The 22,407-nt window shown below is 61.9% G+C and carries 17 protein-coding genes and 3 pseudogenes; 5 read left to right on the top strand and 15 right to left on the bottom strand.

Features of this window, described 5'->3' with window-relative positions:
* Window positions 1-106: 106 nt before the first annotated feature.
* A complete protein-coding gene (locus CDO87_RS23090) occupies window positions 107-1,153 on the bottom strand; it encodes a glutamate cyclase domain-containing protein (protein WP_100931259.1) in 1,047 nt (348 codons plus the stop codon).
* A gap of 168 nt (window positions 1,154-1,321) precedes the next feature.
* On the opposite strand from CDO87_RS23090, the gene CDO87_RS23085 reads away from it, so the two are divergent.
* On the top strand, window positions 1,322-2,245 hold the full coding sequence (locus CDO87_RS23085) for a LysR family transcriptional regulator (RefSeq protein WP_100931258.1): 924 nt from the start codon (window positions 1,322-1,324) through the stop codon (window positions 2,243-2,245).
* A gap of 878 nt (window positions 2,246-3,123) precedes the next feature.
* Here the strand turns inward: CDO87_RS23085 and CDO87_RS27620 are convergent.
* Window positions 3,124-3,297, bottom strand: a complete 174-nt coding sequence (locus CDO87_RS27620; RefSeq protein ID WP_404944755.1) for a hypothetical protein — start codon at window positions 3,295-3,297, stop codon at window positions 3,124-3,126.
* A 51-nt stretch (window positions 3,298-3,348) separates the two neighbouring features.
* Window positions 3,349-3,567, bottom strand: a complete 219-nt coding sequence (locus CDO87_RS23075) for a hypothetical protein (protein WP_157815092.1) — start codon at window positions 3,565-3,567, stop codon at window positions 3,349-3,351.
* Window positions 3,568-3,979: 412 nt separating this feature from the next.
* On the opposite strand from CDO87_RS23075, the pseudogene CDO87_RS23070 reads away from it, so the two are divergent.
* Window positions 3,980-4,679: pseudogene (locus tag CDO87_RS23070) on the top strand (IS5 family transposase).
* A 77-nt stretch (window positions 4,680-4,756) separates the two neighbouring features.
* On the top strand, window positions 4,757-4,939 hold the full coding sequence (locus CDO87_RS26920; RefSeq protein ID WP_157815091.1) for a hypothetical protein: 183 nt from the start codon (window positions 4,757-4,759) through the stop codon (window positions 4,937-4,939).
* Between the two features lie 153 nt (window positions 4,940-5,092).
* Here the strand turns inward: CDO87_RS26920 and CDO87_RS23065 are convergent.
* From CDO87_RS23065 to CDO87_RS23020, 10 genes and pseudogenes are all read right to left on the bottom strand, one after another.
* Window positions 5,093-5,428 (bottom strand): annotated as a pseudogene (locus CDO87_RS23065) (FAD-dependent monooxygenase); the annotation flags it as partial.
* Window positions 5,429-5,611: 183 nt separating this feature from the next.
* Entirely contained in the window at window positions 5,612-7,015 is a 1,404-nt protein-coding gene (locus CDO87_RS23060) for a hypothetical protein (RefSeq protein WP_100931255.1), read from the bottom strand.
* Window positions 7,012-8,682, bottom strand: coding sequence for a tannase/feruloyl esterase family alpha/beta hydrolase (locus CDO87_RS23055; protein WP_100931254.1), 1,671 nt, complete (start codon window positions 8,680-8,682; stop codon window positions 7,012-7,014). Before CDO87_RS23055 ends, CDO87_RS23060 begins: the two co-directional genes overlap by 4 nt.
* A gap of 84 nt (window positions 8,683-8,766) precedes the next feature.
* The gene (locus tag CDO87_RS23050; RefSeq protein WP_198521910.1) at window positions 8,767-10,260 is read right to left on the bottom strand and encodes an aldehyde dehydrogenase family protein; all 1,494 of its coding nucleotides are present in this window, start codon (window positions 10,258-10,260) and stop codon (window positions 8,767-8,769) included.
* A gap of 22 nt (window positions 10,261-10,282) precedes the next feature.
* Complete coding sequence (locus CDO87_RS23045; protein WP_100931252.1) at window positions 10,283-11,914, bottom strand: GMC family oxidoreductase; 1,632 nt, start codon at window positions 11,912-11,914, stop codon at window positions 10,283-10,285.
* Between the two features lie 37 nt (window positions 11,915-11,951).
* Window positions 11,952-12,659 (bottom strand): ABC transporter ATP-binding protein, encoded by a 708-nt coding sequence (locus CDO87_RS23040; protein ID WP_100931251.1) that lies wholly within the window; start codon window positions 12,657-12,659, stop codon window positions 11,952-11,954.
* Window positions 12,656-13,399 carry an ABC transporter ATP-binding protein gene (locus CDO87_RS23035; protein WP_100931250.1) on the bottom strand — a complete coding sequence of 248 codons (744 nt, stop codon included), beginning with the start codon at window positions 13,397-13,399 and terminating at the stop codon, window positions 12,656-12,658. Before CDO87_RS23035 ends, CDO87_RS23040 begins: the two co-directional genes overlap by 4 nt.
* A complete protein-coding gene (locus CDO87_RS23030) occupies window positions 13,387-14,346 on the bottom strand; it encodes a branched-chain amino acid ABC transporter permease (protein WP_254698473.1) in 960 nt (319 codons plus the stop codon). Before CDO87_RS23030 ends, CDO87_RS23035 begins: the two co-directional genes overlap by 13 nt.
* 86 nt (window positions 14,347-14,432) lie before the next feature.
* Window positions 14,433-15,320 carry a branched-chain amino acid ABC transporter permease gene (locus CDO87_RS23025; RefSeq protein WP_100931248.1) on the bottom strand — a complete coding sequence of 296 codons (888 nt, stop codon included), beginning with the start codon at window positions 15,318-15,320 and terminating at the stop codon, window positions 14,433-14,435.
* A 112-nt stretch (window positions 15,321-15,432) separates the two neighbouring features.
* On the bottom strand, window positions 15,433-16,725 hold the full coding sequence (locus CDO87_RS23020) for an ABC transporter substrate-binding protein (RefSeq protein WP_100931247.1): 1,293 nt from the start codon (window positions 16,723-16,725) through the stop codon (window positions 15,433-15,435).
* A gap of 419 nt (window positions 16,726-17,144) precedes the next feature.
* On the opposite strand from CDO87_RS23020, the gene CDO87_RS23010 reads away from it, so the two are divergent.
* Window positions 17,145-18,334, top strand: a protein-coding gene (locus CDO87_RS23010; protein ID WP_100927447.1) for an IS3 family transposase whose coding sequence is annotated in 2 segments (ribosomal slippage) — window positions 17,145-17,397 and window positions 17,397-18,334 — 1,191 coding nt in all. Because the reading frame shifts where the segments join, the coding sequence is not laid out codon by codon here.
* Window positions 18,335-18,436: 102 nt separating this feature from the next.
* Window positions 18,437-19,119 (top strand): annotated as a pseudogene (locus CDO87_RS23005) (IS5 family transposase); the annotation flags it as partial.
* A 792-nt stretch (window positions 19,120-19,911) separates the two neighbouring features.
* On the opposite strand, the gene CDO87_RS23000 reads toward CDO87_RS23005, so the two are convergent.
* Together CDO87_RS23000 and CDO87_RS22995 are read right to left on the bottom strand one after the other, a co-directional pair.
* Window positions 19,912-20,721 carry a sugar phosphate isomerase/epimerase gene (locus CDO87_RS23000; RefSeq protein ID WP_100931246.1) on the bottom strand — a complete coding sequence of 270 codons (810 nt, stop codon included), beginning with the start codon at window positions 20,719-20,721 and terminating at the stop codon, window positions 19,912-19,914.
* A 2-nt stretch (window positions 20,722-20,723) separates the two neighbouring features.
* A complete protein-coding gene (locus tag CDO87_RS22995; protein ID WP_100931245.1) occupies window positions 20,724-22,403 on the bottom strand; it encodes an FAD-dependent oxidoreductase in 1,680 nt (559 codons plus the stop codon).
* Window positions 22,404-22,407: the final 4 nt, after the last annotated feature.

Genomic DNA, 22,407 nt, shown 5'->3' with positions numbered 1-22,407 from the left:
TTCGTTTTCGGGTTCTTCTTTGCACCCCTTGTCACCGGGGTTTTCCAAATCCGCCCCGGGGCGAGGCCGGGCGTCCGCCGGCCTTTCCCGCCCCGGGGCGGGACACTCAGACTGTTGCCTGTTTCATTTTCCCATGGGACAGACCCCGGTCAGGGGCGGCTATGTTCAGGCGGATCATGTCGCGCAAGAGCTGGACGATCGCCATGGAACTCTCGCCTTCCGCACCGTCGACGATGAACCGCGACGTGCAGTAGCGCATTTCCCAGCCGCCGGCGTCCAGGCAGGCCCGCAAAATACGCTTTTCCAGTTCCGGATCCTGAAGCAGCTCCTTGTCCTTGAGCAGGAAGCCCAGCATCGCGGCGATGCCGTAGGCCCCCCAGTTTGAGATCGACGCGGGCAGGAAGATGTCCGTCGCGGTGACGGTGATCGCACCGCCCGGCTTGTCGGTCTGCGTTTCGCGCCCGTAGGGGTGGAAATCCTGCATGAAGGCGTGGATCCGGCCAAAGCCGATCTCGTTGCCGTTGTCGCCGATGCCGATGCTCAAAACGCCGCGCTCGGCGGCCTTGTCGAAAAGCGGGGCGACGTTCACGCAGTTCTTCGGTGCGACGCCGGTCGAATAATGCACGATGCCGCTTTCGTTCGGGCCAAGCCGTTCGATCGAGATGATCGCCTTGGCCTGCGTCCGCTCCAGCAGCTCATCGGCCCATGCGTCGATCTCGCTCTGGTCTTCGGGGGCGGTCACCATCGCGGCGCCCATCCGGCGGGTGGTGGCAAGCTCATAGTCCCGGATCATGATGCCCGCGGCATTGGAAGAGGCGATCACCGGCGGCGCATGGCAGACTTCGGAAACGTAGACCGGCACCGCCTTGAGGCCCCAGTAAAGGGCGCGGGCCAGCGCCACGGCGCCCGGCGGTCCGTCGCTTTCGCCGTTGGGGACTTCGGGAGCGTAGCCGGCGCCGGTGACGATCAGCACGACGTCGCCTTCGCCGACATGCTCGACAAGGGCCTCGGCGGCCCGGGCACTGATGGGCCGACCACCGCCCTCGCGCCGCGCCTCTTCGTAGATCGGAGCGATGATGTTGTGATTCATGCCGCGGTTCCGCATCTCCACGGTCACCAACCGATCAACGTATTCTCCCATGATATCAGCCATATAAGACCGACCTCCTTCCAGTTTTGATTTCCGAAAGCCTAGGCAGGAGGGTAGAGCGCTGGCGAATCGAATTAGGGCATAGGTCATAACAACCGATTATGGGCTTGCTCTCCTTCTGCAGTTTTGTTCTGACTTATCCATGGACTGTATGCCGCCACAGGAGCGCCCGTGCACTATCTGAACCACCGGCAGATACTGGCATTCCGGGCCGTCATGATCGGCGGCGGCATGACTGCGGCCGGACGGATCCTCCACATCAGCCAGCCTGCGGTGACCCGTCTCGTGCGCGATCTGGAACAGGATCTCGACCTCGTGCTGTTCAACCGCAAATGGTCCGGCGTGCAGCCGACCGCCGAGGCCATCGAGCTGTTCCGCGAAGTCGAGAAATACGTGGGCTCGCTCGAACGGGTACGCGACAGTGCCGACCAACTGAAGAAGAAGCAGGGCCAAAAGCTGCGGATCGCGGCCATGTCCACGCTGTCCGTCGGGGCGCTGCCCGAGGCGATCCGGCGCTTCCGCGAGAGCTATGCGGATACGAAATTCTTCATCCATTCCGACAACTCCGTGCATATTCTGGACGCCCTCCAGAGGGACGAGTTCTCGCTTGGCCTCTGCCGGGTGCCGCCGGAACGCTCGGACCTCGAACATCTCGAAATGCCCGTGTCTTCAGCGGTTTGCCTGCTGCCGAAGACCAACCCCCTGGCCCGGCGCGACGAGATCAGGGTCGAGGATCTGGACGGCGAACCCTTCATCTCTCTGGGGGTCAGCAGCCTGCTGCGGATGCAGATCGAGGCGGTCATGGAACGCGCCGGCGTGCGCCCGGGCGCCACGATCCAGACGCTCTATTCAAACACGGTTTCAAGCTATGTGTCGTCGGGTCTGGGCATATCGGTAACCGATGTCTTCTCGATCATGCGCGCGGATCTGTCCAACGTCGTCGTAAGGCCCTTTACCCCCGACATTCCCTTCCGCTTCTCCGCCGTCTTCCCGCGCTTCGATCGCCCGCCACAGGCCGACGCCTTCGCGACCATGTTTCACGCGGTCATCGATGAGCAGGTGAAGGGCGTCTCGGATCTGTTCAAAGGCGCATAGTGCAGCGTGACGGGGCAGGGGACTGGTCTTCACCATTCCCGGCAACGTCCTAGGCCTTCGGGCGTGTTTCCTGTGCGCCACTCATGCGTATTGTTGTAGGATATTCCCGCCCGGGGCGGCTGCCTTCAGCCCTGCCGTGCGTAGATTAAAAACCCGGCGGCCGCCGCACCCGCACCGGGTGTTCCTTCGCCTTGGGGGCCGAAACATTGGCCGGGTGGCCGACGACGGGCCGTCCCGAGAGCCGGGTCAAGAGCGATGTTCCTCGCGTGATCGCTGTTGATCGTGCGCTTGACGCGCTGCGTTCTGCGCAGGTTCAGGCCGTCTTGCTGTGCATCCATCGCGGCACCGGCTGCGCAAAGCGACTAGAGGTTGAACTTCGGGCGGTGTCTCTCTGCGCCGTGCGCGGTCAGGGGAAGTCAGATGGCGAGTTTGAACTATGTCGCTGCGGGAGGTGGAGTGCGCCCCTGCGAGTCGACATTTTCTGGGGCAGTTGTTGCAGGCCTCGATGAACCGAGGCAACCCGATGGCGACGTCGTCGAAAGTCTCACACTCCATTAGGTAAGCGTCCTCTACCTTCAGTGTCTTCATGAAGCTCTTGGCTTGCGCGTTGTCGTACGGCCTCGCGCGTCTGCTCATCGAGGCAAAGACGCTGTTTTCTGCAAGAATTCCTCGATGCAGTTCCGACGCGTACTGATATCCGCGGTCCGTGTACGACACGCAGCCGGCTAGGGACACCGCTCCGCGATCGCATTGCGGAGCGCTTTTGGCCGCCAGGTGGGCGTCGATGCTGCGGGCGACGTTACACGCAACGACGCGCCACGACTAGGCGTCGAGTATCCGCGCCGCATAGGCGAAGCCCCGGCGGATGGGGATGTAGGTCAGGTCGGCCCCCACAACTGGTCTTGGTCGTGAACCTCGGATTCATTGTAAGTGAGGGGAATTATCGGCCGGCCATGGTCGCCGTCAGTCGTACGGACGGAGCGCCGCCTCGGCCTCGGGTTCAGGCCCTTCTCCTTCATCAGGCGCCGGGCCTCCCGCGAATTCACGGCCATGCCCCGATGAGGAAGCTCGGCATCGATCCGGCGGCAGCCGTAGCCTTCGAACTAGTGATCCGTCCGGAACTCTTCGACGATGACAGCGTCCTCAGGCTTGGGACCGGGATCGGCACAAAGGCTGGACCTCGCGACGTCCATCAGCTCGCATCCCCGCCGGATCGAGAGTCTTCGGGACCGACAGTCCCGGGTGCAGGCCCGTTTCTCGGCGAGCGTCCAGCGCCCGGCAAGCTGCTTGACCACACCGATCCGGGCTTCGTACTCAGCCATAAGCTCGGCAGCCGAGCGCGTTGAGTGTTTCGCCGCCATGATACTCGGCGACGCCCCAGCGTTTGAATGCTGTACTGCGGCTTCGGTGGCGTCTGCGCATGGGCTTTCTTCCTCTGAAGGTCCGCGGAGGGTCAATTCAACCGGCCCGCCTGGTTCACCCGCATCGGTCTCGCTGCCATGGTCATCTACTGGCTGTGCGTCCTGACTCTAGACTCGATCACGCCGCATACTCCTCACCAACCGATTGACATGATCGGCAGATCAAGCCCAACAGGTGAACAGAAACGTTTGCGACATTACCTGTTTTTCCCGTCGCTTCGCGCATCGCGCGCCCGATGGTACCGTCTAGGGTCAGGCCCCATTGATTTTCGCTGGATGGGGTGATTCACGGTTCGAGAAACGAGCGGTGAACATGTCTGATCTCTTCTGGCTGACGGAGGCGCAGATGGCGTGTCTGGAGCCCTTTTTCCCGAAGTCCCACGGTAAGCCGCGCGTCGATGACCGGCGTGTGTTGAGCGGGATTATCTTCATCAATCGCAATGGGTTGCGGTGGCGCGATGCACCTGCGGAATACGGTCCGCACAAGACCCTGTATAACCGCTGGAAGCGATGGAGCGACAAGGGCGTCTTTGCATGCATCGTGGTTGGCATGGCCGCCGAGCACGGCGAGAAGAAGACGGCCATGATCGACGCGACATATCTGGAGGCACACCGGACCGCGACCAGCCTGGCCGCGAAGAAAGGGGCTATGGCCTCCTGATCGGGCGCACCAAGGGCGGCATGAACACCAAGCCGCACGCCATCTGCGACAGCAAGAGGCGACCGCCTGACCTCTTCGTCACCGCCGGACAGATCAGCGACTACATTGGCGCACGGGCATTGCTGGGCGGTTTGCCAAAGGTCGACTGGCTGCTGGGCGACCGTGGCCATGATGCGGACTGGCTCCGGGAAGCGCTGAAAGACAAGGAAATACGCGCCCACATGCCGGATCGGAAGCAACGCAGGACGGCCGTGAAATACGACAAGCGCCGCTACAAACGGCGCAATCGGATCGAGATCATGTTCGGCAGGCTAAGGGTTGGCGGCGCGTGGCGACCCGATACGACAGGTGACCAAAGCTCTTCCTCTACGCAATCGCTCTCGCCGCAACCGTCATCTATTGGCTATGAGTCCCGACCCTAGGGGGCCGTTGGTAAAGCTCACGAACGGTCTTGGCGTCAACGCGATCGCGCGGCAAACCGGGCTGGCCCGCAAGACGGTGAGGAAATACCTCGAGCGCGGGCTTGAGGTGCCGGTCCACGGGACGCGCGAGCCGGAGGAGTGTCTGGCCACAGAGCATCGCACCTACCCGGTCGACAGGTTGTCTTCCTGACCAGGGCTCTTCGCCCTGCGGCTCCGCGCCGGTTCGAGCGGCGCTTCGAGACGCCCGCCGGCCAGCAGGACCAGCTGGACTTTGCCTAGTTCCAGGTCGCATTCCCTCGGAGCCGGGCGTCACCCGCTCTGTCGGCAGGATGTCGATCTATTCGGCATGCAAGTCGCCCAGATGGATGGTGATATAGGCCGTGCCATATTCCTTGCGACCATAGTCCCCAAGCGGAATGCGCAAGAGGTAGTCGCCGGTCATCCCGTCGCGGGAGAACCAGAAATCGGAATGCGAGCCAATCTGAGACAGATGCTCTTCCAGACCGATCTGGCGGAAGAATCTCATCACGTTCGGTCCGATATGGATGCCCGCGCCGACGCGGGTGAAATCGGAGGCCTGTTCAAAAGCATGAACGGAAAAACCCGCGCCCAGCAGGAGCGCGGTCACCACAGCACCTCCAAGGCCCGCGCCGATGACGGCAATGTCGATAGAATCGATGTATTCCGTGGTGAGAATCCTTGTGCTTGTTGTAAGCTTACTTGTTTGCACACAAATACGTCTTATGACGGAGAAAGTGCCGCAATTCGGAGATTCTCGTGAAATCCATCCATTAAGGTGTATATTCGGCCTTGTCCTCTCGCTCCCGTCTCGGGGTTTGCGCGCGTGGTTCGTCCCTCCGCCTCAAATCCTCGGCGACGCCAGAAGCCACAGGCCAAGCGAGGTGTAGAACACCATGAAGAACGCCAGAGGGATTTGCGACAGGACGGCTTTGCGCGGCGTTTCGTGGGTCTCAAGCGCGATCCCATGCGCCATCAGAACCGCCACGATATGACCGAGCGTGATGACGATGGTCTGGAAGGCCCAGAGCGTATGCACCCCGGCTTCGGTGTTGAACATCGACTGGGTGACATGGCTGTGCGCCGTGCCGAACAGATCCCAGCCGTGTCCCAGCGGATCGGAGATCACGACCCACAAGTATTGCGCGTCCATGATCAGCCGTGTCGCGAAATGCGACAGCATATAGGCGACGTAAATCGGCAAGAGTGTATAGGCGAAGCGCCCGATCAGCGTGCGCAGCGGCACATCCGTCCGGGCAATGCGCTCTCCCAGCCAGAGGGCGAAACTGAAAACGGTCGCCAGCAGACAGACACCAACGATCAAACCCAGCGTGTTCGGTCCGATCACGGTGGACCGGCCATGGAAATCGAGCGGGTTCACACCCAGAAATCCAAGCCATTTGAAGGTCGAAACCACCCCGTCGAACGTCCCGGCCGCCAGCATCAGAATGATGAATCCGGCGGCAGAGAGGCTCAGCACCGGACGCATCAGCGCTGCCGCCCCCGGCAGGACCAGACGCCAGCCATCGGAGGAAAGCACGACGGGCGAGACCACGGACAGGGCGTGATAGAGCACATGAAGCGGCTCCGCCCGACGCGTCCAATCTGCCATGCCGAAAAGGACCATGCCAAGCCCATTCAGCCCGAGAAACCAGATCAGATGCACGAACAAAGCCTCGGGATCGGTCGCATGGATCGAGATCAGATCGACCCAGATCAGGTAGAACATCTGCGCGATGGCAATGCCGTGGCCGAGCTGCGCGGGCAATGTGAGCACCGGCTTCTGCCCAAGCCCCAAAACGGTCAGAATGCCGGTCCATGGGTTCAGCCAGGGCCAGAGATTGCCAAAGATCGCTGCCACCGCCGACATTACGATCCAGCCCAGTGTCCAGACCCCGAGCGTGATCGGATTGGTCAGCGGATCGTCCTTGCCCGCAAGCCCAGCATAGAGCAGGAACAGCGTGAACAGGAAAGACAGGCAGGACACGATCACCTGCCCATTACCCGGCCGCACATCAACGGTCTGATCTGCCTCGCGTTTGTAAAGGCTGTGAAAACGCTCGGCGGGCACCACGGCCAGAATGAGAAAGCTCGCGAGCACCGCCAGAGACGCGCCGAGGATGTAGATCTCCGTCGGCATCAACAGGATGAAGCCCCCCGCCGCCTCATGCGCAAGAGCCGCGAAGGGCCAGGTTGCGGCGGCCAGAGCAACAAGGCATGCCGCCATGACGCGCCGCATCTCGGTCATTGTGTGGGTTCTCCTCCGGTCAGCAGGCCCGCAGAGATCCCGACGCTTCCGATCCCCAGAGAGGCGTTCTGGCAGCTCCAGCTCTCTGCAAGATTGACGTCGCCCGTCCCGTCGTGAACGGCGCGCGCCGGATAGGCGCAGAGCGGCATCGCGCGCGTCTCAACACCTTCGTCGTCGAATTTCCGTGCCGTGAGCATGTCGGGCGCGCGCCCCTCTTCGACCCATGCCTCGAGTGCAGCCAGCGTGTTGAAGGTGTCCGGTCCTGCGCCGCCGCGGCAATGCCCCATACCCGGGACCATAAACAGACGCGCCTTGTCAGACAGCGCCTCTTCGCTGCCTTCGCGACGGATCAGATCATCGACGAAACGCGTGGTGCGGAAGGGCGAAAGCGCATGATCTCCCCAGCCGTGATAGAGGATCATCTTCTTGCCGCTGTCGAGGAACGCCTGGGTGGCCGTCAGGTCCGATCCATTGCCCGCCTCGGTCATGGCAACGAACTCCTCGACGACCGCGCGCGGCACGGTTCCATCGGGCGAAATGCCCAACTCCCGCACATTGTATGTCGGGTCCTGTTTCACCAGATACTGGACGATATGATCCGAGAAAGACCACTCGATCGGCGCCGGGTCGAACCCGTCATTGCCCCAGGGCTCGGCCGCGTTCACATCCAGCGCCGGTTCTTTTCCGCCCTGAAACAACGAGAACCCGCTATCGAATAGCACCGGGGCGTATCCCGGATAAACGAGCTGCCCGTCATCGGTGTGCAACGCCGTGAAATAGGCGCGCAAGGCCTTGGCCTGTGCGCCAGTCAGACAGCTGTCGTCTTCGGCCCCCGTACATACGAGCGTCTCGGGTTCGAAGGAACAGGCCGCCGGGTCCTGTATCAGACCGTCCGTGACACCGTCCACCGCATCGCAGGAGGCGAGCACCGCCGCCTCGATCGCTGGCAATTTGGCCGGCAGGAGCTGCGCATCCGGGCTCAGCAACTGGTTGATCTGGAAATGCTGGATCTTGAGCATGGACGATATGTCCATGAAAGGCGCACCGGAGATCACCCCGTCGAAATCGTCCGGGTAGCGCGTCGCCGCAACCTGCGCCATACGCCCACCCGTCGAACAGCCCGTAAGATAGGAATGATCCGGTGCGCGGCCATAGGCCGCTTCAGCCATGGCCTTGGCCGTTTCGGTAATCACATGGCTGGCGCGATAGTAGTAATCTGCCACGGCCGCCTCGTTGGGCGTTCCGTCCGAATTGAGGGCGAACCGGGCATCGACGCTGCTTTCGGCGACATGGCCGAGATCCGTCATTGCGGTGACATAGCCCGTGTCATTGGCGTATTCGACATCGACGGCATTTGCGGAAGCACGGACCCGGCCTGCAAGACCGCCATTTCCGAACATGGCAAACCGCCCGTTCCAGTCGTCCGGCAAACGAATTTCAAACCGGGCCTCCCCATCGGGCGCGGTGTCGTCGGAGGTGACGGCAGTGCCCGAGACGAGACAAGCCGGCGCACCGCTCTCGGCGGGTGCGGCAGCAGTGACCGTCACGCCCGGCAGGCCGAGATCGCGGGCGCTCTCAAGGGTACAGTCAAATGCGGTGGCCGCACTCGCGAGGAAGACTGGAGACACGGCAAGACCGCCGCGCAAGAGTACTCTCATGCGTTTCATTGGGATGTTCCTTAACTTTCGAGAGGTTGAACGGGCGGCTGGCCCCTGCGACGAGAAACGTGCCGCAAGACACCAGCCCCCTCCTTACAGGGCGGCGCAGACCGCCTTCACTTCGGTGAAGGTCTTGATCGCCTCAGAGCCTTCCTCACGGCCCCAGCCGGATTGTTTGTAACCACCGAACGGCAGCGCCGGATCGTAGAAGTTGTGCTGGTTGATCCAGACAGAGCCCGCCTTGACCTTTTTCGCCAACTTGTGCGCCGCCGAGATGTCGCGGGTCCAGATCGAGGCCGCCAGACCGAAGATCGAGTCGTTGGCCTTGGCCGCAATCGCGTCGAGGCTGTCGTCGTCATAGCCCTGAGCCGCCAAAACCGGCCCGAAGATTTCCTGACATGAGACGGACATATCGTTGGTGGTGCCTGCCAGAACCGTCGGTTCCATGAAGAAGCCGCATTCGCCCACACGACCGCCGCCACAAACCAGCTCTGCACCGGAGGCTTTGCCCTCGTCGAGATAGCCCATGACCTTTTGCAACTGACCCGAAGAAATCAGCGGCCCCATGGTGGTTTCCGGGTCGAGACCGTGACCGATCTTGAGCCCTTTCGAGGCTTCGGCGATGCCTTCGAGCACCTGATCGTGGATCGAGTTGTGGACGTAAAGACGCGTGCCAGCGGTACAGACCTGCCCCTGATGGAAAAAGATCGCCTGCGCCAGCCCCGGAATGGTTTTCTCCAGATCCGCATCGGGCAGAACAATCATCGGGGATTTGCCGCCGAGTTCCAGCGTCACACGTTTCAGGTTGCCGGTGGCGGACTGCACGATCTTCTTGCCGGTCTCGACAGAGCCGGTGAAGGCCACCTTGTCCACACCCGGATGCTCGACCAGCGCCTGACCGGCGGCAGCGCCGTAACCGGTGACAACGTTGATCACACCCGGCGGGAAGCCGACTTCCTCGGCGATCTGCGCCAGACGCAAGGACGACAGCGGGGTCAGTTCCGACGGCTTGATGATCGCCGTGCAGCCCGTCGCCAAAAGCGGGGCGAGCTTGTAGGCGGTCAGCACCAGCGGGAAGTTCCACGGCGCGATGGCGGCGACGACGCCCACCGGCTCGCGCATGGTGTAGGCATGGAAATCGCCCGGCATGGAGACGCCAACGGTTTCGCCGGAGATCTTGGAGGCCCAGCCGGAATAGTAGTGGTAGATCGTCGCAGAAAGGCCCACGTCGACATATTTGGCGTAGGTCACCGGCTTGCCGCAGTCGATCGCCTCGATTTCCGCCAGTTCATCGGCCAGCTCTTCGAGTTTCTCGGCGAATTTGGAGATCAGGCGACCGCGCTGCATGCCGGTCATCTCGGCCCAGGGACCGGAATCGAACGCGGCGCGGGCGGCGGCAACCGCTTTGTCCACATCCGCAGAGCCCGCGGCGGCGGATTTAGCGATCACCCCGCCGGTTGCCGGGTCGACGATGTCGATGGTTTCCTCGGAGAGGGATTTGACCCATTCCCCGCCGATGTAGAGACCGTGCTTGGAAGAGATAAAGCTCTGCGCAGCTGAAGACAGTGCAGGCACTGGTGCGTTCATTTTGATTGTCCTTCAGTTCAGATCACGCCGAAGCTTCGGCGGTCAGGTTGTACGTCTCACGGATGAACCCGGCGGCGCGTTCCCCGATCACGGCAATCGGCGCCATGGTGTTGCCGGTGGTGATTTCCGGCATGATCGAGCCATCGGCGATGCGCAGGCCCTTGATGCCGTAGACGTTCAGGCGACCGTCCACGACAGACATCTCGTCCGTGCCCATTTTGCAGGTGCAGGTCTCGTGGAAATAGGTTCCTGCCGCGTCGCGCAGGAAGTTGGTCATCTCGTCCTTCGGGAGCGGACCGGGCATCAGTTCTTTCTTGCGATACGGCGCGCAGAACTCGGAATTGCCGATGTCACGGCACATCTCGATACATTTCAGCATCGCGTCGATGTCGGTCTGGGTCGAAAGGAAGTTCGCTTCGATGATCGGCGCATCGCGCCAGTCTGCGGAGGCAAGTTTCACCTCGCCGCGGCTGTCCGGGCGCGCCAGACCCGGCGCCAGCGTCCAGGCGGTTTCGGGCGCAGACGGCAGGCCGTATTGCGGGCCGGTGACCTCGGAGCCGAAGGGGCATTCCTCCAACACCGGCATGAGATCCGGGGTCGGAAGGTCCGGGCGGCTCTTGGCGTAGAACACGAACTCGGCGGCGTTGTTACGCGGCGCTTCCGGCGTGATGTATTCCCAGCAGCAGCCCGCCAGAAGGATGTGATCCTGGAAGTTCTTGCCGACGCCCGGCAGGTGTTGTTTCACGGCGATACCGTACTGTTTGAGCTGGGCTTCATCGCCGACACCGGAGAGCATCAGCGTCTTCGGAGTGTTGATCGCCCCCATCGACAGGATGATCTCCTTGTCGGCATTGACCGTGTACTGACGCCCCCGGCGCACAAAGCTGACACCTGTGGCCTTGCCGTCTTCGATCTCGACCTTTGTGGTCTCGGCGCAGAGCAAGACGTGCAGGTTCGGGCGGCCCATGTAGGGATGCAGATAGGTTGCGGCCATGGACACACGCTGGTTGCCGTCCTGCACCAGAACGTTCGGCAGGCCACAGCCTCCCTCGCCTTCCATCGGCGCGGCGTTGATGTCATCGACAAACGGGATGCCGATGGCTTCGGCGCCCTTGATCAGACTGGCAACAAGCGGGATCGGATCTTCGGGTTGAAGGATATTCAGAAGCCCGCCCTTGCCGCGTCGTTTCTCGTCGGGCGTGCCCTGCCAGTCCTCGATCTTGCGATAGATCGCCAGCGTGTTCTCGTAGTTCCACGCCTCTTCGCCGGAAGCTGCCGCCCAGTTGTTGAAGTCGTTCATGTGACCACGCGCCCAGACCGAGCCGTTGATCGACGAGCCACCACCCAGCACCTTGCCCATCGGCAGGACCGGCGTGCGCCCGTTCACCGTGTCCGACGGCGCGGCCTTGTAGCCCCAGTCGCGCGAGGTGCCGATGTTCCACATCCATTGCGTGCTGTCGATCACCTGCGGCACCCGGTCGGAGCCGCCCGCTTCGAGCAGAAGAACCGACACGTTCGGGTCTTCGGCCAGACGACGGGCGACCACGCTGCCGGCGGTGCCGCCGCCACAGACGATGAAGTCATAGGACGCGCGGATGGACTCCGACATGATTTCGCGATCGGGCGAAAGATCGGTTGGGCTGTACTGGTTCATGATGTGCTCCCGTTGGATTTGGTCTGAAGGGAACGGCTCAGCGGCCGACCCCGACGTATTGGTGCAGCAGTTCCGGTTTGGCCCGGACCTCTTCGATATCGAATTCGGCTTTGATTTCGCCGTGATCCATGAAGGCGACCCGGTTGGCGATGGAGAGCACCGCATCGACGCGTTGCTCCACCAGCAGGACCGCCACCCCTTCGTCGCGCAGTTTCACCACCGCATCGCGAATGCCTGCGATAGCCGAAGGCATCAGCCCTTCGGTCGGTTCATCGAGCATGATCACCGACGGGTTGATGCACATGGCGCGCGCCATGGCGAGCATGGTCTGTTCCCCGCCCGACAAGGTGCCGGAGCGCTGACGCATCCTTTCCTTGAGCACCGGGAACAATTCGAGCGCATGATCGAGCGCGCTGATGTCGGTATTGCGTGTCATCAGCCCGATTTCGAGGTTTTCCCAGACCGTCAGCTCGGTGAACAAACGCCGCCCCTGCGGCACATAGCCGATGCCCGCGCGCGGAATGTCCTTGGCCGGAAGCCCCGTGAGGTCCTTGCCGTCCAAGGTCAGCGTCCCCGACGCCGGGCGCACCGTACCCATGATGGTCTTGAGCGCCGTGGTCTTGCCCGCGCCATTGCGGCCCAGAAGGCAAAGCACTTCGCCGCCCTTCAGATCGATGGTGAAATTGCGCAGTGCCTGGCTGCGGCCATAGAAGGCGTCAAAGCCTTTGACGGACATCATGCTCATGCCGGTTCTCCCAGATAGGCGGCCTGGACGGCTGCGTTGTCGACGATCTCGTCGGGCGTGCCCTCGGCCAGAAGCTGACCGCGTTCGAGCACGGTGATCCGGTCGGCCAGAGCCAGAACCACATCCATGTTGTGCTCGATCAGGAGTACGGTGGCGGTCTCGTTCACCCGTTTCACCACCTCAATGAAGTTGGCGATCTCCGAGTCCGAGAGGCCCTGGGTCGGTTCATCGAGGATCAGAAGCTTCGGACGAAGCCCCAGCCCCATCGCAACTTCCAGAAGTCGCTGGTGACCATAGGCCAGAATGCCCGCCGTCTCATTCAGACGATCGCGCAGCCCCACGGCCTCGGCCGCCTTGATGGCTTCGGCATTGATCTCCGCCTCGCTCGCGCCGCCGAACAGAGACGGTTTGAGCCGGTTTTGCACCGCGATCTCGATGTTCTCGAGCACGGTGAGGCTCGGGTAGATGTTGGTGATCTGGAACGTGTAAGCAATGCCGCGACGAACCCGTTTGTGTGCCGGAAGCGCGGTGACATCCTCGCCGTCGAAAAATACCTGACCGGCGGAGGGCGGGATACGCCCGGACAGAAGGCTGACGAAGGTCGATTTGCCTGCCCCGTTCGGCCCGATGATGGCGCGGATTTCGCCTTTGTTGAGTTTGAAGTCTACACCGTCTACCGCCTTGAGCGCATCGAAATGGCGCGACAGACCGCGGGTTTCGAGAAGGGTTACTTCAGCCACGGGATCCACCTTTCACGAATGGTGCCGAGAATACCTTTGGGGAACCACATGTTCACCATGATGAGGATCACCCCGATGATAATCAGATAGGCCGTGGTGATGCCGCTCAGACGGTCGATCAGCATGGTCATTACGCCGGTGCCCAGAAGCGGCCCCAAAAGCGTGCCCGGCCCGCCCACGAGGGTGAACAGAAGCGCCTCGATCGAGTAATGGAACCCAGCAAAAGCGGAGCCGATATAGCCGAACATCAGCCCGTAAAGCGCCCCCGCAAGGCCCGAGACCGTGCCTGAGAGGGTGAAGGCCGCAAGACGAACGCGGTAGGTGTCGAAACCCAGCATCTGCGTGCGAGGTTCATTTTCCTTCACCGCCGAGAACAGCCGCCCGAGGGGGCCCTGAGTGACGAAGAAGAAGAACAAGAGCACGGCGGAGAACATCACCAGCGACAGGTTGAAACGCACCGTGTCACTGGTCATGTCGAAACCGATCCCCAGCAGGGAAAAGGAACGTGCCGTTGTCGGCAGGGTCAGCCCCTGATCGCCGCCGGTGATCTTGGAGAAATAGAGCGTGGAGAGATAGGCGGCCTGTGCGAACATCAGCGTCACGATCATGAATGACACACCCTCGGTGCGGAGCGCCAGAAGCCCGATGACGAAGGAAAACACCAAGGACGCGGCCACGCCGATCAGAAAGGAGACCGGCAGGGAGGTGCCGAAATAATAGCTCGACAGACCGGCGGCGTAGAGGCCGAAGCCGAAGAACATCGCATGGCCGAGGCTCAAGAGGCCAGTGTAGCCCATGAGCATGTTATACCCCATGGCGAAGATCGACAGGATCAGGATGCGGGTCAGCGCCAGCACGAGATAATCGCTGAGCAGGAATTGCAGGGCAAAGAGCACGGCAATGGTGGCAAGGCACAGGATCAGAAGCCTGCTGTTATGGATAGTCATGAAAGAGGCTTTCCTTTGGCCTGCGGGAGCGGAGGTCTCGCCCGCCGCAGGTGAAGGTTTGGTGGGAATATCCGTGCTGTTCAGGCTCATGCCCGCGCTCCTTTGCCGCCGAACAGGCCCTGCGGCTTGAACACCAGCACGACGGCTACCAGAAGCGTCGAGACGATCTTGGCCAGCGTCGGAGAGAAGAAGACAGAGAGCAGACCGTCCGACAGACCGATAAGCACGGCGGCCACGATGGTGCCCGGAATGGAGCCCAGCCCACCCACGATGACGACGACAAAGGACAACAGAAGCGGGTCGGTGCCCATCAGGTAATGCGCCTGCTGGTTCGGCACCACCAGCACCCCGCCGATGGCCGCGAGCATCGCGCCGATGGCGAAGACAATGGAATAGACCTTGTCGACCGGAATGCCGAAGTTCTGCGCGGTTTCCTTGTCGAACTGGGTTGCCCGCATGATCAGCCCGACCTTCGAGCGGCGCAGCATGAACCAGAGCCCTGCCACAAGCGCGATAGCTACAACGATGATGAACAGCTTGTAGCTGGAATAGCCGAACCACGGAGTGCGGATGATGTGATAGAACGGTGCATCCACCGCGCGCGCGTCCGGCCCGTAAGTCAGAAGCGCAAACTGCTGGATGATGTAGAGCATCCCGATGGTCGAGACGATTGTGCCCTCGGGGTTGTAATTGATCCGCTTCAGCACGGCCCAGTCGGCGAGCCAGGCCAGCAGCCCGACAAAAAGCGGCGCGACGATCAGACCGGCGATGAACCCGATGGCGGGCGGGCCGGGAATATAGGCGCCACAGAGCCAGGCGACGAGCGCGCCGACCATGAAGAATTCTCCATGGGCGACGTTGACGACCCGCATGACACCGAAAACGAGGGACAGGCCAAGCGCGGTCAACATCAGGACCGAGGCTTGCACCAGGCCCTCAAGCGTCGCGAGCAATAGGTATGGAGCGATATCCATTATGCGTACTCCCCCGGTTCGCGCCCGTCGCTTTCGACGTGGCCCGTCCGGCTTTTTCAGGATGGCTGGGGGAACGAGGGCTGGTCAAAACCGGCCCTCGTGAGATTTGAGATCAGAACGACATCTGCGTGTAATCGACCTCGTCCGGGTAGAGCGTTTCCTCGATAGAGGTGCGGTAGACGACTTCGAGTTTGCCGTCCTTGACCTTGGAAATGTTCTGATGGCCGAAGGACTGGTGGGTCTTGCCGTTGAACATCTTGTCGCCCTGCGGGAACTCGTTGGATTCTTCGAAGCCTGCAATGCTTTCCATTGCCTCGAGGAAGTCGATCTTCTGCGCTTGGCCCTTGTAATCGGCCTTCTCCATCGCCGCCTTCATCGCAAACAGCGTCTCCCAGACGGAGAACATATGCGCATAGGTCGCGATGTCTTTCGGATCGTCCACCGAGGCGCCCTTGTCATCGACGCCGACCTTTTCGCGGAAGAACTTGTCGAACTCGGTCTGATTGGCCTGCGCGTAGCGCGGCATCGCCTCCCAGAAATAGGTGTCTTCGAGGAAAGCGAGCTGCGGGATGTCCATGTCCACGGCTTCGAGACTGTCGATGAAACCGAAAATCTCCGGGCGCTTGCTGCCCAGATGCTCGCCCAGTTCTTTCACAAAGGTCAGAACCGCCGGGCCGACCATGACGTGATAGATCACATCGGTGTTGAACGGGATTTGCGGCATATAGCGAGTGAAAGAGGTTTCGCTCGGCGGAATGGCGATAGAGGCCACCACCTGGCCGCCCTGCGCCTCGATGGCCGCCGTCATGTTGTCGCGGTGATCGTAGCCGAAGTTGAAATCCGGGTAGATCAGGGTAACCTTCTTGCCGAGATTGTTGGAAATCCACGGCGCCATGGAGCTCACCTGGCTTTTGACATCGGTGATCGAGGGCTGGAAGCAGTAGCGGTTGAACGCTCCCGAGGCCAGCGTATGGGCTTCGGAGCACAGGAAATAAGGCATTTTCAGCTCGCCCGCGCGCGGTGCGGTGGCGGCGACCACATGGGAATAGAGATGGCCGAAAACCGCGTCCACCTTGTGCTCGGTGGCGAATTTCTCCATCACCTCGACTCCGCGTTTCGGATCGGTGCCGTCATCCTCGATGATCATCTCGATGGGCATGCCATTGATCCCGCCCTGCTCGTTGATGAGCTTGACCGCCGCGTTGGCGGTGCGTTCGTACCAGCGGCCGTAAGAAGCGCCGATGCCGGTGCGGTGGAATGGGGCCCCGAGCTTGATCACGTCGCCGGATTGCGCCGAGGCGCGGCCGAGGATGCCGGGGGCGGACAGCAAAAGCCCGGCGCCCGCAGCACCACGCAGCAACGTGCGGCGGGATAGGGAAGACGCCGGTGCAACCTTCTTGTTCATAGTGCGCTCCTGTTGTGTCTCTACAGTCATTGGACCCGGTGAGCGGGTCTTTCATTATTGTTCGTACATCAACAATCAGAGCTACCTTCGATTCCTCAAAGCGAAACTGAGAAGAAGCCCGCAATATTTATTCATTCGATTAATATTTGCGCATCTTGTTTGGGTGCATGCAAACAATTCAAACAACTGAGATTAAGGTTAGGAAAAGCGTGAAGGCATCGAAGTTCACTGAGGGGCAGAAGGCGTTCATCCTGAAGCAGGGCGAGGAAGGCACGCCGCTCGGGGAGATCTGCCGCAAGGGGGGATCAGCCAGCCGACCTGCTTCAACTGAAAGAAAAGATACGGCGGGCTGCTGCTGACCTGCCACGGGATTTTTCCTCCACCGTCGATTAGAGTCCGGCCCAACCTGAGGACGGACAATGAAGCGAACGAGATTCACGGACGAGCAGATCATCGGCATCCTGGCCGAGCATGAGGCCGGCGCGAAGTGCGCCGATCTATGCCGCAAGCACGGCATGTCGGAAGGCACCTTCTACAACTGGAAGGCCAAGTTCGGTGGCATGACGGTATCAGAGGCCAAGCGGCTGAAGGCGCTTGAGGATGAGAACGCCAAGTTGAAGAAGCTTCTGGCCGAACAGATGCTGGATCTGGCGGCGATGAAGGATCTGGTTTCAAAAAAGTGGTAGGGCCCGCGGTGAAGCGCGAAGTCGTCGCCTATCTTCAGGCTGAGCATGGCCTGTCGGAACGGCGGGCCTGCCACATCGTCGGCGCGGATCGCACGATGATCCGCTATCGATCTCAGCGCGCGCCGGACACGGTTCTGCGCGGCCGGTTGCGGGACCTGGCCAACGAGCGTCGGCGGTTCGGCTACCGGCGCCTGTTCGTGCTGCTGCGCCGCGAGGGCGAGCCCTCGGGGATCAATCGGATCTATCGGCTCTACCGCGAAGAAGGGCTGACGGTGCGCAAGCGGAAGGCGCGGCGCAAGGCGGTCGGAACGCGGGCACCGATCCTGGTCGAGGCGCGACCGAACGCCCGTTGGTCATTGGATTTCGTCCATGACCAGTTCGCCAACGGCCAGCGCTTCCGCGTGCTCAACGTGGTCGACGACGTCACCCGGGAATGCCTGGCGGCGATCCCGGACACCTCGATCTCAGGGCGCCGTGTCGCGCGTGAACTGACGGCCCTGATCGAGCGCCGCGGCAAGCCCGGCATGATTGTCAGCGATAATGGGACGGAGCTGACCAGTAACGCGATCCTGCGGTGGTGTTCCGAGCACCGGGTCGAATGGCACTACATCGCGCCGGGCAAGCCGATGCAGAACGGTTTCGTCGAAAGCTTCAACGGCCGGATGCGCGACGAGCTGCTCAACGAGACCATGTTCCGCAATCTGGCCCATGCGCGGATCGTGATCGCAGCCTGGGCTACGGACTACAACACCGAGCGCCCCCATTCGGCCTTGGATTACCAGACCCCGGCTGCCTACGCGCGGACCCTGACCACCGCAATCGCCCGCCCCGCTGCGCGAGATGAAAGCTCCGCGCGCCGGGCGATTGCTCAACCTGCGCCAACCGGCGTAAACACTAACCGGGCTCCGGTCGTGGCTGGATGAAAGTTCAGTGGCAGGTCAACGTCTGCAGGATCTGGACTTCAGAGCCCGACAGATTCATCCTAAACTCGATCCGCCAAATGCCGGGACTGAACAGCTAGCATCCACCGCCTCGTTGTTGATGGGATTTGCTGGATTACCCGCACCGGAGCCCGGTGGCGAGACCTGCGGGAAGAGTTTGGCAAGTGCTCCAGCGTCTATCGGCAGTTCCGGCGCTGGACACTGGCAGGACTTTGTGAACTGATCATGGACGCCCTTAACGAAAGCGAGGCAGTGCCGCATGCACTTCCGATGATCGACATCACGGTCGTTGGCGTGCACCATCAGGCAGCCTGCGCTAAAGGGGGACTCGGCGACAGGGGTTCGGCCGCTTAAGAGGTGGCTTCACGACCAAGATCCACTTCATCGCCAATGCTGCAGGGCTGCCCATGAGGACCGAAATCACCGCGGGGCAAACCTCTGATTGTCTTGGCTTCGATATGGTCTTGACCGACAATCTGCCTACCCCGAGCGTCCTGCTGGCCGACCGCGGCTATGACTCTGACAGCATTCGCAGATCCATGGAAAGCCGTGACGTTCTGTCTGTCATCCCGATGCGGAAATCACTCAAAATGCGCGTCGGGGTCGACCGCTCACTCTACCAGCGACGCGACCTGGTCGAACGGTGTTTCAACAAGCTGAAAAACGCCCGCCGCGTTGCTACCCGCTACGATAAGACCGCAGGGAGTTTCCTCGGCTTTGTCGACATCACGTCGATCAGGCTTTGGATCCGCCATTTGTCAACATGACCTGGCGTTGACCTTCAGCTTTTCAGCATGCGCTCCGCTTGCATCTTAAGGTTGAAGTTGGGCGATTGTGTATTGCGTGCGACTGACCAAGTATCTGCTGTCCGTCTCGGGAAACACATGCACCGTTCGCACGGCGAAAGCGCTAGGCGGCGTGAGAATCTTGAGGTGAGCGCTGGGGTCGTCGCGTGCGGCTTGGGGCAAACTGTCCAGATGAACGGGGCGACATGCTCTGGTGTGGGCTCCCTGCGTCTCTCTGCCTTCTGGGCTACTCCTTCGAAGCACGATCCGCTAATCCCGTTCGGTCTCTTGCGCGAAGCATCGCGTCAGTCCGGGCCGTGTTGGTTGCCTTTGGCCTCCTGCCCGCTCCATCCCCAACCTCAGAGGGTTTCCGGCGTCCGTTCCGTCCACCGTGCACGCGTTACCCGACGAGCGTTTTATGGGTCTTGTCGAAGGGACGGTCCCTAAGACAAGACACACAGAAGCTTATCATGCAGAAAATCATCATCGTCGCCGGGAACGCCTAACAGACCCCCGAAGTCCGCACCATCCAGAGCGGCACCAAGATCACCAACTTCAGCCTCGCTACCTTCCGCCCCGGCCTCTCGGAAGGTCGCCTTCCTGAGCCGCCCGTAGTCGGCTGAGAACAAAAACTCCGAGTTGGTCGACCGTGACGACGATTTCTCGTTCTAACGAACGGGCTCTCCTTCTCGGGCCCGGAGAACCAACCCGCCGGGTTCCCGCATTTACGGCCATGATCTGCGGTTCGATTACCGGTTCGGGGCTGCCGCAGTTCTATGTCATCAACGATTTGAGGAATGATCTGACTGACTCACCGGTTTCCTTGATCAGTTCGGCGCCACCGATGGCTTGGAAGCTCTTTGTCCTGGGCACTTCGATCCCCAAAGGCAGCCCGGCTGGCAACGCCTGGAGGTAGGCGGCGAGGTCGATTTGACCTTTTCCGGGCAGCAAACGTTCCTCGCGCGCTGCGTACAACAGCGTGGTTTCATTGTAGGCAGGCAGGACAGGCGCGTCGCACAGATGGGCGAAGCGCAAGCGTTCGGGCGGCAGCGCGGCAAGGGTGTCGAGCGAGGAGCCAGAGCGGTCGAAGTGCAGGCTGTCGGGCAGGACGCCGACACTTGGCCCGGCTTGCGTTGCAAGGCGCAGCGCGTCATCCACCGTACGGATATCGGTCCAAGGGAAGAACTCCAGCACGATACCCAGACCTCGCTGGCTCGCGGCGACCGACAAACGACCGAGGGTCTCGGCCATGCGTGCATGGTCAGGATCATAGGGCGCGGTGATGACTTCCCGCGCGCCCAGTTCGGCCCCGATGTCGAGGAACGGCAGCAGGGCGTCGACATCCGTGTCCGGCGTGATGCGCACGAACTCGATGTCATGAACCGTTACGCGGGTCTCGCGCAGCGCCGCCCGTGTTTCGAGCAGCAGGTGCGCATCTTCCCAAAGCGGATAACCCGGTGATGTCGGTGTCACCTGCAAAAGGCGCAGCCCAACCGCGTCGAAACCGCCATCGGCGGCAGCGCGGATCAGGGCCGGTGGATCGAGATCAATGGCAGTAAGGTGGGCCAGGGACAGAAAACGCATGTTCAGACGCCTTTCGCTGCGTGTCGACCAGCGATGAACCCAAAAGTCAGGGCCGGTCCAAGGTTAATGCCGCCCGCCGGATAGTACCCACCCATGACAGAAGCCATGTCGGTGCCCGCGGCGTAAAGGCCGGGGATCGGCGCGCCGTTGTCGTCCAGAGCCCTTGCATGTCCATCCGTCTTCAATCCCGCAAAGGTGCCAAAGCTGCCCGGCATCACCTTGACCGCGTAGAACGGGCCGCTTTCGATGGGTGCAATGCAGAGGTTCGGCGTGACGTCAGGATCACCCTGCAGGCGCATATAGGGGGTCGTGCCGCGCCCAAAGGCAGGGTCTTCGCCCCGCCGTGCGCCTGCGTTGTATGTCGTCAGTGTCTCGACCAACCCAGCCGGATCGATGCCGCAGGCCTGCGCCAGCGCCTTTGGTGTCTCGCTTCGGGTCAGGTAGCCGTTCCTGAGCCAAGGCGACAGCGGCACCGGCGCGGGCCGCACGATGCCCAGACCATAGCGGCGGATGAACCGGTGATCGCAGATCAGCCAGCTTTCGGCGGGCGTACCGTCGGGGACCGAGACCAGCATGTCGCGGACATAGTCGTGATAGCCCAGGCCTTCGTTGGTGAAGCGCCGCCCGCTGGCCAGCACGCCGATCACGCCGGGCTTGCCGCGGTCGATAATATGCGGGAAGACCCCGGTCGAGCCATCGGCAAAGGGCACGCGCGACACCGGGCACCATGCGCCGGGGCTGACCAAAGTGGTGTTCTGCTGCGCGCCCGCACTTTCGCCCAGTCGCAGCCCGTCGCCCGTGGCGAGGGGCAGGGCAAGGGACAGGTGGTTCTCGGGTCGCGGAAACTGGGCCGCACGACGCGTGAGGTCATGCGGAAAGCCGCCCGCCGCCAGCACGACGCCCTTGCTTGCGGTGACCTGAACAGCACCATCCGGGCCTGTCAGGGTCGCGCCTTTGATGCGCCGGTCTAGGTTGATCATCCCGGTCGCGGGATGCCCGGGCAGGATCGTCACACCTTGATCCAGTGCCGAGCGCAGCAGACGCGCGACAAGGGCATTGCCGTTGCGCACCTGCATCCCGCGACCGAACCGCGCCAGTTCCAACACATGCCGCGACAAACGCCGTGCCACATGCAGCGCCGACCCGACCGACCGCGTTGCCGTCATGAAGGCCCGCAGGTCCGGCCCGGCCTGAATCGTCATGCCCCAGAAGGTCGTTTCCTTCATCGGTTTGCGCAGCAGCTCTACCGCGTCTCGCAGATCGCGTGCGTCATAGGGTTGCGCGATAACCGAGCGGCCACCCATACCCGCGCCGGGCAAGTGGCTGTAGGTATCTGGGATCTTTGCCCCACATTCGAAGGCAAGCGCGGTGTTGTCTTCGAAGAAACCGACCATTTCCGGCGCGGCAGCCAGAAAGGCATCGACCAATTCGGCATTAAACGCGTTGCCCAGGACGGCTTCGAGATAGCGGCGCGGCTCGGACGGGTCTTCGACGATGCCGTTGCGATGCGCGACCGGGTTGCACGGCGCCCAGATCCAGCCGCCGGACCACGCCGTCGTGCCGCCCACCGTTGCGGATTTCTCTGACACTATGACGCGCAGCCCGTGATGTGCCGCCGTTACGGCCGCTGCCAGACCCGCCGCGCCCGAGCCTATCACCAACAGGTCGCAGTCCATGTCCATGCCG

It is taken from the genome of Sagittula sp. P11 (assembly GCF_002814095.1).
Classification (GTDB): Bacteria; Pseudomonadota; Alphaproteobacteria; order Rhodobacterales; family Rhodobacteraceae; genus Sagittula.
Note: the sequence above shows the minus strand (reverse complement) of the source record. Positions and strands in the feature narration are given on the sequence as shown.